Raw genomic sequence first — 13,015 nt, 5'->3', positions numbered from 1 at the left:
CTGATGAATGTACCATTAAATTCCAAAAAATTTCCCAATATGAAACATAGGGACGGTTCTCTTGCCTCATTTTTATTGAAAATGAGTCAAGAGAACCGTTCTTATACATCATCCATCTCGTAAATGATGCATGAGAACCGTCCCCATGCATCAACCTATTGATAAATGAGACTTTAGAAAGAGGGAGAATCCATGAATGTTCCTGAACATGTGATTATTACATCGCTTAGAGGTAAAGAAGTTCTTTCTAATCCTTTTTTGAATAAAGGAACGGCTTTTACGAAAGAAGAGAGGGAGGATCTTGGACTCGATGGTTTGCTGCCACCTCGGGTGCTCACGCTTGAGGAACAGGTGAAAAAGGTCTATGAGCAATATTCGATGAGGACCACCAATCTGTTCAAAAACGGCGTGCTTTATGATTTGTATAACCGCAATGTTGTTTTGTTTTACCGTCTTTTGAAGGAGCATTTAGCAGAAATGCTTCCGATTATCTACACTCCGACTGTAGGTGAAGCGATTGAGACATACTCCCATACCTACCGCCGACCGGGTGGCTTGTATCTTTCCATTGATGACCCAGACGGCATTGAAACAGCCTTTCATAATCTCGATCTGCCTAAAAATGGGATTGATTTAATCGTTGTTACGGATTCGGAAAGCATTCTCGGAATAGGGGATCAAGGGGTAGGCGGCATTAATATAGCTATAGGTAAACTTGCCGTCTATACAGCAGCTGCCGGTATTGATCCAAGCCGCGTTCTGCCAGTTGTCCTAGATGTTGGTACGAACAACCAGACGTTGATTTCTGATCCTATCTATATCGGTAACAAATTCGCGCGTGTTAGAGGTGAACGGTACGAGGAGTTCATTGATTTATTCATCCATACAGCCAGAAAGTTTTTTCCTGAAGTGCTTCTTCACTGGGAGGATCTTGGAAATGTGAACGCACGCAACATCATGGCCAAATATGGTGACAATATCCTTACCTTCAACGATGACATCCAGGGAACAGGTGCCGTTACCCTTGCTGCGATTATGTCTGCCTTGAAAGTCACAGGCACATATCTGAAGGATCAGCGGATTGTAATCTTCGGACCAGGGTCGGCCGGCATTGGAAACGCTGACCAACTGGTAGATGCTATGATTCTTGAAGGTTTAACGAGGGAAGAGGCCTATGACCGTTTCAGGGCAATTGATTACCGGGGGTTGTTGACTGATGAATCTGGGGACGTCTTGAAATTCCAGAAACCTTATTTGCGGAAAGCGGAAGAAGTAAGGGACTGGGATCGGAATGAGGATGGCATCATTTCATTAATCGAAGTAGTCCAGAGGGTAAAACCAACCATTCTAATCGGTACTTCCGGACAAGCGGGCGCATTTACTGAGGAAATTGTAAAAGAAATGGCCAAGCATGTTGAACGGCCAATTATCATCCCAATGTCCAACCCAACCGCACTGGCTGAAGCAGTCCCAGAAAACCTAATCAAATGGACGGAAGGAAAGGCGTTAATTGCAACTGGCAGCCCGTTTGATCCTGTAGTATACAAGGGAGTTTCCTACGAAATTGGGCAGGCAAACAACGCATTTGTATTCCCAGGGCTTGGACTTGGTGCCGTTGTGGCAAAAGCTAAAATCATTTCAAAAGGTATGTTCACAGCTGCAGCAAATGCCGTTGCCCAAATGATAGACACTAGCACATCAGGTGCATCGCTCCTGCCACCTATTGAAAAATTGCATGCAGTATCAGTATACGTAGCCGTTGAAGTAGCCAAAGCGGCCATAAACGAAGGAATAGCGAGGGCGGACATTCAGAATGTGGAGAAAGCAGTTACCGAAGCCATGTGGGAACCTGAATATAAGGTAATAAAAAGTGTAGGAATTTGGACAAGTATTTAAAAGAGTGATGCATGGAGACGGATCTTGTGCATCGTACTTGGTACAGGTTTTTTGAGTTGACCCCTAAGATGAAATCAGACCGGACATGGACTGCATGTTCGGTCTTTCAAATTTTGTTTTATCTTTTTTTCTAAAGGAGATTGTCCCTATCCACTTATACTTTCAGGCAGAGCCAGATGTTAAAAAGTGTAATACCACACGATTAAATTCACCTGTCCTTTCAATTTTCCCCACATGGCCCGCTTTTTTGATCGTATAAAACTTGGAGTTTGGTATTAACTTATGCATTCTTTTTTGATTGAAGGGGGGACAAATTCTGTCATTCTGACAGGAAATGACTAAAGTAGGAACATTCATTTTTTTCAATGTTTGCCGATAATCAATTTCCAAACATTCGCGTACTCCTGGAAGAAATCCGTCAAGATGTTCGGACCAGATAGGCATGACTTTTTGAACGGTTTCTTCATTTTTATCATGCAAACATCTCGAAGTCGCTCCTGTGTGGAATTTTTCAATCGTCAAGTTACTTGTAAATTTTTTGTTTGTCCGCAGCAATAGTTTTTTTAACCACTTCGGCACATAAAAAAGAGTGTTTGCAAGGATGAGAGACTTTATTTTTTCCGGACGTATCTTATAAATTTCCTGAGCAACCATACCGCCCATTGAAAAGCCAAGGATATGCGCTTCGTTCAAGCCTAATTGATCCAATAATTCAACAATGTCTCTTGCAAACGCGTTAATGGTTATTTCCTGACTTTCTGAACACCTGGTTTTTCCAAAGCCCCGTAAATCGGGGATAATTAAATCGAAGTGTTCGGCCAGCTCATGTTGAAATTTCCAGCCTTCTTTTCGTTCCCCCAACCCATGAATGAGTACGAGCGGATCGCCGCTGCCTAATCGATCATAGTAGAGATTGACTCCGTTTACCGACGCGCAAAGCAAGGTAATCTCCTCCTATTAATGTATTATTCTATTATTATAGAGCAAAGAATCCTAATTTAATTGTGATAAATATGCATGTTGTTATAATTATAGCGTTTTTTATACTGTCTTTAGGATAAACTTTTAAAAATATTTAATTTGTGGTTGTAGTGCTGGCTAATGAACCACAGGAACCATCCCATAACCGATCCTCCCAAAAAATTTATTCTGTTAAAAGGACTTTTAATCATCCAGAAAGAATATATTTGATAGCGCTTACAGTTGGCGCGGGGACGTTCTGTTGCATCATGCCGTTTCAATCAGGTGGTCATGGAAAATACATAGTAAAACATGAGAATCGTCCCCATATCCCAAAGGAGGAATTTGTAAATGGCATTGAATCAACAAAGTGGTCGTGTGTTTGATGCTGTAGTAGTTGGGGCTGGTTTTTCTGGGTTGTATATGCTTCATAGGCTCCGGGAGGCCGGGTATTCGGTTCGCGTTTATGAGGCTGCAGATGATGTTGGGGGCACTTGGTATTGGAATCGCTATCCCGGTGCACGTTGTGACATCGAAAGTATTTACTACAATTATACTTTTTCAAAAGAGATTTTGAACGAATGGACATGGTCATCCAGATATGCTGAGCAGCCGGAAATCTTAAGCTACATAAATTTTGTGGCAGATAAACTGGACCTAAGGCGAGACATTCAGTTCAAGACAAGAATAACAGCCGCTCGCTACAATGAAGAAAACCGGAACTGGGAGATTCGCATGGACGATGGTACTTCAGTCGTTACTGAATACTTTATCACCGCGTTAGGCTGTCTTTCTTCTTCTAACATCCCTAAAATTAAGGGGTTAGACAGCTTCAAGGGCGAGATGTACCACACAGGAAGATGGCCGCACAAGAAGGTGGACTTTAGCAGCAAGCGTGTCGGGGTGATCGGAACTGGTTCAAGTGGAATTCAGGCAATCCCGGTTATTGCCAAAGAAGCGGGTCACCTCACCGTTTTTCAACGGACACCGCAATATAGCTGTCCGGCACAAAATCATCCCCTTGAGGAAGAGGATATTAGGAAGACTTGGGAAAATTATGATGAGACTAAACAACTCATGCGTTACTCGCAGCACGGTGTACCGTATGGACCTCGAATGCGGTCTGCCCTGGAGGATTCCCCAGAAGAACGGGAACGTTTATATGAAAAAGCCTGGCAAGAGGGCGGACTATTTACACTTACCTACAACTACAATGATATAGCCATGCTCCCAGAGTCGAATGAAACCGCCGCATCCTTTATCCGCTCCAAGATTAAACAAATTGTTCATGACCCCGAAGTAGCACAAAAGTTAATGCCGACATACTACTACGCCACTAAACGACCTATCATAGATACCAACTATTTTGAAACCTACAACCGAGAAAATGTCTCACTTGTTGATATTAAGGCCGCGCCAATTATGGAAATTACTCCAGATGGAATCAAGACGACAGACAACGAGTATGAATTAGATGTCCTTGTGTTTGCGACTGGTTTTGATGCCATGACAGGACCTTTATTTAAAATTGATATTCGTGGAAAAAACGATGTCTCACTCAAGGATAAGTGGGCAGATGGCTCAGAGTTGAAGACCTATCTTGGACTTGCCACTTCCGGCTTCCCGAATATGTTTATGCTGACCGGTCCGCAAAGCCCATCGGTTCTAAGCAACATGATGGTTTCGATTGAGCAGCATGTGGATTGGGTTGCTGATTGCATTGATTATCTTCGTGAGCATCATTTGGAAGCATTTGAGGCCACTGAAAAGGCGGAAGCATTCTGGAGCCAGCAATGCCATGCTATTGCCGACATGTCTCTGCTAACTAAAACAGATTCCTGGTACATGGGTGCGAATATCGACGGCAAGCCGCGCGGATTCCTTGCCTTTGCCGGAGGAGTTGGATTGTATCGCATCATTTGTGATGATATTGCAGCAAGAGGCTATGAAGGGTTTACTTCTGTGCTAGCACATGATAGCACAGATGATAGCAAAGTGAAGGAGGGATTTTTCATGTCAAACATTGATCCGCAAGCGTGGTTTATTTTAAAACAATTAGAGTCCGCCGGTGCGCCGCCAATGGAGCTGCTTACTCCTGAACTTGCCAGGATGGGTGACTTTAGTCTATTAGCAGGTGCTCCTGAAGAGGTAGCCAAAGTAGAAAACAGGACGATTCCTGTGCCTGAAGGGGAAATTCCTGTTCGCATTTACACGCCGGCGGGTGAAGGGCCATTCCCAGCATTGGTTTACTACCATGGCGGAGGTTGGGTCATCGGCAACCTGGATACGGTTGATGTACCTTGCCGTATGTTAGCAAACAGAGCCGGGTGTGTTGTCGTATCCGTCGATTACCGCTTGGCGCCGGAACACAAATTCCCGACTGCTGCCGAGGATTCTTATGCGGCCGCAAAGTGGGTAGCGGAAAATGCTGCATCCATTCAAGTGGACCCTGAGCGGATTGCCGTAGGCGGTGACAGTGCCGGCGGAAACCTTGCTGCAGTTGTGGCTTTGATGGCTCGTGAACAGGGAGGCCCTTCATTTGCCTATCAAATGCTCATCTATCCTGTCACAAATCACGCTTATGACACGGACTCTTATCGTGATAATGCGGAGGGTTACTTTTTAACAAAGAATACAATGGTCTGGTTCTGGAATCATTATCTTCGAAATGAAGAGGATGGTCAAAATCCGTATGCTTCGCCTTTATTGGCAGAGGACTTAAGCGGCCTTCCGCCAGCACTGGTGATTACGGCAGGCTTTGATCCGTTGCGCGATGAAGGGGAAGCCTACGCAGAACGGCTGAAAGCAGCAGGTGTACCGGTGGAAGTGACTCGCTATGACGGAATGATTCACGGCTTCTTCTGGATGCCAGGGGTGCTGGCAGAAGCGCATAACGCCATCAACCAGGCGGCCAATGCATTGAAGCAAGCTTTTAGTGCTGTAAAAACTATATAGATAGAATGCTGATTTAGGAGTCTAACTCATAACTGGACGGGACAAATATTTTTTATAACCATTGTAAAAGTGACATAAGTAATAAATAGTCAAATGAAAACAGGGTGGCCCAATCACATGTTTTTTATGTGAAACAACTGACCTTGATTGCGAATTTAATAAAAATAAATCCACCTCGAGTAGCTGGGCTCAGGTGGATTTATTTATGTCTTGAATTCTTTACCAATTTATAATCAATAATTTACAAAAGCCATATAGAGAATTAAAATCTCCTTGCTATTTTATTAATAGATATATTTTTTAAACTGTGCACATAAAAACTTGAGGAGGATTTGCTATGAGTAATTTAGATTCACACAAGGAGATGGACAGAAGAAAATTTATTAAAATAGGGGGAATAGGTACACTCGCCTTAACACTGGGAGCAGCTGGCCTTCCAAAAGATTTGTTTACTGGGACAGCTTATGCCGAATTAAATAATGATATGAAACTTCAATTTAATCCAGACGGAAAATTCAAGATCGTGCAGTTTAATGATACACAGGATGATGAAAATATTGACCGCCGTACCATACAGCTTATGGAAAAAGTCCTTGATACAGAGAAACCGGATTTTGTGGTCCTTAACGGAGACAACATCACTGGGGGCTGTGACACCCCTACCGAAATGAAACAAGCCATCAACAATGTGGCGCAGCCGATGGAGCAAAGAGGGATTAAGTGGGCCATTACATACGGAAATCATGATGAGGATTCCACTCCGAAAAGCGGCCTAAATGAGGAGGACATGTTGGGCATTTATATGTCTTACCGATACAATATGAACACACCTGGGGTTAAAGACATTACGGGTACTGGAAACATGAATCTTCTTATCAAAAATTCTAAAGGTACAGATGCGGCATTCAACCTTTGGCTGCTTGACAGTGGAAGATATGCCCCTCAAACGATTGCGGGACAAAATTTTCAAGGATACCCGACATGGGACTGGCTTCGTATGAACCAGGTCAGCTGGTATTATGAGACATCGAAAAAACTGGAGCAGCAATGGGGGCACAAGGTTCCATCGCTTGTATTTATTCATATCCCACTCTGGGAACATAGATTTATGTGGTTCGGAAGTGTGGACGGAAGAACGGATGCAGATCACGCAAATGCTGTAAACAAACACAAAATCGTTGGAGAAAGAAATGAAGAGGAATGTCCGGGGCCAATCAACAGCGGAATGTTTTCAGCTATGCTGGAAAGAGGAGATGTCAAGGGGGTCTTCTGCGGTCATGACCACGTTAATACTTATATGGGTAACTATTATGGAATCCTGCTCGGCTATTCCGGCAGCACTGGTTTTGGTGCATACGGCCTTTCGGGGGCTGATCGAAACAGATTGCGCGGTGCCAGGGTTTTCAATTTAGACGAAAACTCAAAGGACGTGCTGGTGGAAACTCATATGGTGTTTGCTAAAGATTATGGCATCGATTTGACAGCCAATGACCAAAGTATTGCACCTGGGCCAATAGATGAAGGCAAAAAGAATGAAAAAGTGGTAAGAAGATAGATCTTAGGAATTGAATTCAATTCGATTATTTTTTTCATAACGTAATCAATTCAAATCCAAACTGGACGTTTAAAAAAATTATAGTTTTATTTAACATCCCTGCCAATACGAAAGCTGGCAGGGATGTTAACAATGGAAACAAATTTAAAACTGTCACTTTTCTTGGTTATGTTTGCCAGAAAAAATTTTTGTTATGTAATATTTGAAAAAATTGTAATATAATATAAATAATTAGTTTATTTAGAAAAAGGCAAACCACTCGAAAGGTTGGGACGCAAAGCTTCAGGTCTAAGGTTTGTAACTACGATGGCTGAGCTGCCTAAAATAGTAGATATTTTAGGGGGATTTCAATTTGACTACTTATGCTTGTGACAAAGAATTTGAATTGGATGTGGTGGAACTTAGTGATGAAAATATTATAGAGGGGTACATAACGGCATTACTAAAAATGGCAGACAAAAATTATAAATTGTTAGAAAATGAATTGTTGAAGAGAAGGTTATTTTTGGTTGCCTTAGAACGCTACGATAGAAAAAAGACGTTTTTCCACTCTGGCTTTTCTGATTAGAGGTGGAGAAGCCACTCGAAAAAGAAAGCTCCAAGGACTTTTTAAAGTGCTTGGAGCTTTCTTTTTTATATTAAAAACTATTCCTATAAACATAAGCATCTTTTGGCTGCTCAATAATTTTATAATCCGTCACTTTTAAAATAGGGATTTTCATTTTAAAAGGCTGGTAATACATCGTGTCCACCGTTCCCGTAACCTCGTACCACTGATCATTTGGAATGTGGACATTTTCAGGGAATTGAATCATCATCCCAAACACACCAGAGTCGGCAATACAGTGGATAATCCCAAACCGGAATAAAAAGATTTGGTTGCCGTTTAACCCCGGACCGTTATATGAAAAACCCTTCATCGTTACGGTTTTCCCAACAAACTCACCGGAATAGTTATAGATGACTTCCAGACCTTTTAAATAGTCCTCATCTGTTAGGGTAATATGGTCATTTCCTTTATACGATTTGAATTCCTTTTTAACCAATTCCGTAAACGCATCCTGACCCATAAATTTACTCATGTCCGGATTTAAAATTTGGTGCATGCCATAACGGTCGGCCCCGTCTTCTAATGTAGGGAAACTAAATCCTTTGGCATTAACTAATTGTGAATCAAGAGTCGCAACCGGCAAAAACACTCCTGTCAAAGCGGGAAGAATAATCATCGTATAAGAAACTGTTCTTTTTAGTTTTTTCCCAAACGACGGTTTTTTATGGTCATGATCATGTTCATGTGCATGATCATGATGGCATTCAACACATTCCAATTGCTTCTCCGACTTTTTCTCTTTAAGATACCATCTGATTCCTTCTACAATAGTCAGGAAAAATAACGCATAAATCATACTGTAGGAAAGAAAGGAATACTTCATATTGATATACTTAGAAATGTTTCCTGATAAATGTAAATAGAAAAACAAGTTGGTAAACAATAATAAAATCACGACGCGAAACATTTTTCCCCCTCCTTTACAGTAGTAATGACCCGATAAATACGAATGCTGAAATTAACGAAACAAGCAGGATGACGAATTTTGGCTTAAACGTTCCGAACATCATCAGCAGGTTCTTGATGTCAACCATTGCACCAAACACCAAGAACGTCACAATTGAACTTTGTGAAAATGTGTTTCTGAAAGACGAAGCAACAAACGCATCCGCTTCAGAACAAATTGACAAAATGAACGCCAGCGCCATCATGACAAGAACACCCGCTACTTTTGAATGTCCAAGAGTCGCCAATGTCGAAGTCGGAATATAGGTTTGCATCGCTGAAGCGATTAACGAACCCATCACCAAGTACTTTCCAACGTGGAAAAATTCATCGATGGTATGCGTGATCACACTGACCAATTTTTGCTTCGTATTTTGTTTCGAATGGTCATGGACATGAACATGTTCGTCAGCGTTCATTCTCAATTGATTTGTTTTAACGACAAAAGAAAGAACAATCCCAACTAAGATAGAAACCACGATGGCAAACCCAGCTCGATACCAAACCATCGTCCAGCTATTACCAAAGGCGATATACGTTGAAAAAAGAACAATCGGATTGATAATCGGACCGGTGAGCATAAACGAAATCGCGGCGGGAAGGGCCACACCTTTTTCAACTAATCTTTTCGTAATGGGAACAATCCCGCACTCACAGCCTGGAAATATTGCGCCTACTAAACTAGCAGTTATTACCGAAAGAATCTTATTTTTCGGCATGATACGAACAATCATATTCTCCGACACAAATACTTCGATTAAAGCCGCCACAAAAGCTCCAATCACAATAAAAGGAATTGCTTCTATTATGATACTGATAAATATCGTGTTTAATTGCAATAATTGATTCATAGGAGAACCTCCTGAAATGAAAAAGCTATAAAAAAACATAGCAATTATAACAGATAGGAAGACAAATAGTTATATGTTTTATTTCCAAAAGTGGAAGTGATGCACGAGAACCGTCCCCATGCATCATTAAACCTTGTATTCTACTAAGCTTTTCCCTTAATATTAATTAGGTAAATGGGGAATTTCTTTTAGAAAGGGGGGAGGTAAGTTGAAAAGGAAGATTGGTTTTGTTTATGAATGTCTGCTAGCGGGTCTGATTATTTTTTCTTTGGCCGCTGAATTGCCCGAGCGGGAAGATTATGTTTTGGGCTGGTTTATATGGGGGCTTTTCGCTGTCGATTATGTGATACGGTTGATGTTAAGCAAAAATAAATGGGGATTTGTCAAGAATCACCCGATAGAACTACTTGCACTAATACCCGTCGATCAATTATTTAGAACCCTTCGTTTAATCCGCCTTATCCGCTTGGTCCGGCTCATCCTCGTAGTGAAAAGAAATAATTCGCTTCTAGATCTTTTGATTGAAAAATACCGTTTTGATAAATTATTTATAACCGTTATTGCGTTGTTATTTCTGACAGCCATTCCAATGGCCTGGATTGAACCTAGCTTTGACAGCTATGGTGATGCCCTGTGGTGGACTGTCGTGACCACCACAACGGTAGGGTATGGGGATTTATACCCGGAGACAACTGTTGGACGATTAATTGCAAGTGTACTTATGTTCGTCGGAATCGGTTTAATAGGTGTTGTAACAGGAACGGTTGCCTCGCTTTTTTCAAATAAAAAAACGGATCTGCCCGACCAATTGAAATACGTAAGAGATAAAATTGACGACTACCCAACCATTAGTGAACCAGAGCTTCTCGTGATGATAGAGCAGTTGAAGGCTTATCAAGAAGAACAAAAGAAGAGCTAACGCTTTTCCTGATTAGTGCCAGGAACGACCAACCTGTTGATCGTCCCTGGCACTTTTTCAATATTGATTGATAAAATTTTTTGAAAAAATAATAAAAAACGATTAATATTATACTAACTATTTTTAATACCAAGTCCTAATAATAAGTAATGATTTTAATAAACTGGAGATAATTGTATGTCAATTGAGACGAAACAAAAGAAACCCAATATTGACGACTATTTTAATTCACTCGGAATCAAAGAATGCAAAAGTAAGCTCGCCTTTTGGAAGCACGTCACTGCTGTTGATTCCGTCTTGGCAGAGGAACTGGAACCGCTTATTTCCCGCAAAAGGAAAGGGAACATATATGATGTGAAGAATCAAACTCTGGCATTTAGTTTAGCAGCAGAATCGTGGACGATGTCCTTTCACAAGTCATTGCTCACCTGGGTAAGCCAGCAAAAACAATTAAAGCCAAATAGAATTTTGGAAATCGGGTGTGATAATGGATTGTCGGCATGCTGGTATGCTAAGCTTTTTCCTGATGCGGAAATCATCGGGGTCGACCAGTCCGAAAATGGAATCCGGTGTGCCAAGCGGTTGGCCAAGCAGCTAGGCCTTTCTAATGTAAGCTTTTATAGAATTGACTTTATGGAGCTCCTCGATCATTTTTCTAAGCACTCTTTTGATGTGATTATTTCGGTACGCAGCTTTCATGAGATTATGGGGCCCATTTTCATTCAAAAATATTGGTCGCTGCCAGATCACCTGAAGGAAAAACCAACGTTCGGCGACAGCTGGTATTTACAAATTGTCGACTTCTTTTTAACTCCGGACGGAACCTATCTCTCTTGTGAGCGATTGGAAAACCCGGCAGATGTCGGGAAGTGGGCAAATTTGCTAAAAGAAGCAAATCTTCATGTACAATGGAGCGACAGTGAGATCCTCGACTATTATGATTTTAGAACAAAAAAGCAATCCCCTATCATTGTAGCGACAAAAAAGGAAACAGGACTTTCCACTTTGGAAGGGATGGAACACCTATATACGAAAAATCAGCCACTCATAATAGAGGCTGGCCAATCATATACCACGGTGAATGCGGAGTTTGCCTTTCACCGACTAGGAGAGAAAACATTTAAATCAGGGCAGTATTTGGCTGTGCCCAACCACTGGTTTATGTATCGATTTGAACTTTGGGAAACGAATGATTTTCTGCTTGTTTATAGCTATGGTAATATGGGGCATAGACATTTGGACATTCTTCCTGCTGGGAAATACGGAGAGGCAGAGTTGCTAATGGAGCAGGCAGCAGGGCAGTTCAGTCACCTAGGACCGATTGTAAAGTACGACAGCCTGAAAGACCGTCCAGAATAAAAGCTGATTTATCAGGAAGGGGGAGTCACGGTTGAAATCCAATGCCCTAAAAGGTTATCGGAAATTAAGAGATATTTATGAAAATAATCTGACAGTGGAATTGCTTTCAGAAGAGATCAAGACATGTGAAGCGGAAGATGATGCAGTCGCTGTTAAAAAGGAAATGTTTGATCGCGATTTTGATATTTATGGGGTTAATCAGTGCGGAAAACTTATTGGATACGTAAAAAGAGAAGATATAAAAAAAGAAGGAATCATAAGTGAGTTTGTTGAGGATTTTCATGCCGATAACCTTATCTCAGATTCCACTTCTTTGATTGATTTGCTGGATATTTTTCAGGAGAGAGAATTCACCTTTATCCTTGAAAAGAACAAAGTTACCAGGATCGTCACGGTGGCCGATTTACAAAAGCAGCCAATAAGGATGCTAGCCTTCAGTTTCGTTTCACTTCTGGAAATGTACATCATTTCAGTTATTAAAGAATTTTATCCGGATGACAGCTGGGCTGATAAGTTAACAGAATCAAGATTAACCAAAGCTAAAGAGCTTTTGGAAGAGCGGTTAGCAACAAATGAAGCCCTGACTTTGGTGGACAATTTACAGTTATCCGATAAAGGCACGATCATTCGGAAAACGCCAAAATTAGTCGAGAAGCTGGGCTTTGAATCAAATAGTCAATGCAAGGAATTTTTCAGGAAAATTGAGGAATTACGAAACAATACAGCCCATTCTCAGGAAAAAATCTATCACGATTATAAGGAATTTATACAGATTCTTTTACAAATAGAACGAGTTCTCAGTGCAGATGGGTTGGTCGAAGTTGAAAAATAAAAGTAGGGCAATCCGGGTATTGTAGTCAGATCAAGAATTTTTCCAAACCAAAAAGACAAATCTAATAAAGTTTGTCTTTTTTTATTTGCCTAAAAAAATAAACTTTTGTGTTCGAAGATAGTTTTTGATTTTG

General features: G+C 41.2%; 10 protein-coding genes, 1 pseudogene and 1 riboswitch. Of the genes and pseudogenes, 8 read left to right on the top strand and 3 right to left on the bottom strand.

Translation table 11 applies throughout. From position 1 onward, the window contains the following. Positions 1-192 precede the first annotated feature (192 nt). Positions 193-1,896 (top strand): NAD-dependent malic enzyme, encoded by a 1,704-nt coding sequence (locus tag QNN06_RS16355; protein WP_284035444.1) that lies wholly within the window; start codon positions 193-195, stop codon positions 1,894-1,896. Between the two features lie 162 nt (positions 1,897-2,058). On the opposite strand, the gene QNN06_RS16350 is transcribed toward QNN06_RS16355, so the two are convergent. Beyond that, positions 2,059-2,838, bottom strand: coding sequence for an alpha/beta fold hydrolase (locus tag QNN06_RS16350; RefSeq protein ID WP_217037073.1), 780 nt, complete (start codon positions 2,836-2,838; stop codon positions 2,059-2,061). 369 nt (positions 2,839-3,207) lie between these two features. On the opposite strand from QNN06_RS16350, the pseudogene QNN06_RS31400 reads away from it, so the two are divergent. From QNN06_RS31400 to QNN06_RS16335, 4 genes and pseudogenes are all read left to right on the top strand, one after another. Further along, positions 3,208-3,843 (top strand): annotated as a pseudogene (locus QNN06_RS31400) (flavin-containing monooxygenase); the annotation flags it as partial. Positions 3,844-4,869: 1,026 nt separating this feature from the next. After that, entirely contained in the window at positions 4,870-5,811 is a 942-nt protein-coding gene (locus QNN06_RS31395) for an alpha/beta hydrolase (RefSeq protein ID WP_213119804.1), read from the top strand. Between the two features lie 337 nt (positions 5,812-6,148). Next, complete coding sequence (locus QNN06_RS16340) at positions 6,149-7,366, top strand: metallophosphoesterase family protein (RefSeq protein WP_213119706.1); 1,218 nt, start codon at positions 6,149-6,151, stop codon at positions 7,364-7,366. A 239-nt stretch (positions 7,367-7,605) separates the two neighbouring features. Beyond that, positions 7,606-7,689: riboswitch (cyclic di-GMP riboswitch) on the top strand. Between the two features lie 29 nt (positions 7,690-7,718). After that, complete coding sequence (locus tag QNN06_RS16335) at positions 7,719-7,934, top strand: hypothetical protein (protein ID WP_213119707.1); 216 nt, start codon at positions 7,719-7,721, stop codon at positions 7,932-7,934. 70 nt (positions 7,935-8,004) lie between these two features. On the opposite strand, the gene QNN06_RS16330 is transcribed toward QNN06_RS16335, so the two are convergent. Then, positions 8,005-8,883 (bottom strand): TIGR03943 family putative permease subunit, encoded by an 879-nt coding sequence (locus QNN06_RS16330; RefSeq protein WP_213119708.1) that lies wholly within the window; start codon positions 8,881-8,883, stop codon positions 8,005-8,007. Between the two features lie 13 nt (positions 8,884-8,896). Further along, positions 8,897-9,790, bottom strand: coding sequence for a permease (locus QNN06_RS16325; protein ID WP_481819262.1), 894 nt, complete (start codon positions 9,788-9,790; stop codon positions 8,897-8,899). Positions 9,791-9,980: 190 nt separating this feature from the next. On the opposite strand from QNN06_RS16325, the gene QNN06_RS16320 reads away from it, so the two are divergent. From QNN06_RS16320 to QNN06_RS16310, 3 genes are all read left to right on the top strand, one after another. After that, the gene (locus QNN06_RS16320; RefSeq protein ID WP_284035442.1) at positions 9,981-10,691 is read left to right on the top strand and encodes a potassium channel family protein; all 711 of its coding nucleotides are present in this window, start codon (positions 9,981-9,983) and stop codon (positions 10,689-10,691) included. Positions 10,692-10,868: 177 nt separating this feature from the next. Next, positions 10,869-12,050, top strand: coding sequence for a methyltransferase domain-containing protein (locus tag QNN06_RS16315; RefSeq protein ID WP_284035441.1), 1,182 nt, complete (start codon positions 10,869-10,871; stop codon positions 12,048-12,050). 31 nt (positions 12,051-12,081) lie between these two features. Further along, positions 12,082-12,882: a hypothetical protein gene (locus QNN06_RS16310; protein ID WP_284035440.1), complete on the top strand. Its 801-nt coding sequence runs from the start codon at positions 12,082-12,084 to the stop codon at positions 12,880-12,882. Positions 12,883-13,015 lie beyond the last annotated feature (133 nt).

It is taken from the genome of Neobacillus sp. 114 (assembly GCF_030127045.1).
Taxonomy (GTDB): Bacteria; Bacillota; Bacilli; order Bacillales; family Cytobacillaceae; genus Neobacillus; species Neobacillus rhizophilus.
The sequence above is the reverse complement of the archived record's forward strand: the minus strand, read 5'-3'. Positions and strand labels throughout refer to the sequence as shown.

Bases quoted from the DNA above. Each gene is read 5' to 3' on its own strand.
- QNN06_RS16355 (WP_284035444.1), top strand. From the start codon at position 193: ATGAATGTTCCTGAACATGTGATTATTACATCGCTTAGAGGTAAAGAA.
- QNN06_RS31395 (WP_213119804.1), top strand. From the start codon at position 4,870: ATGTCAAACATTGATCCGCAAGCGTGGTTTATTTTAAAACAATTAGAG.
- QNN06_RS16340 (WP_213119706.1), top strand. From the start codon at position 6,149: ATGAGTAATTTAGATTCACACAAGGAGATGGACAGAAGAAAATTTATT.
- QNN06_RS16330 (WP_213119708.1), bottom strand. From the start codon at position 8,883: ATGTTTCGCGTCGTGATTTTATTATTGTTTACCAACTTGTTTTTCTAT.
- QNN06_RS16315 (WP_284035441.1), top strand. From the start codon at position 10,869: ATGTCAATTGAGACGAAACAAAAGAAACCCAATATTGACGACTATTTT.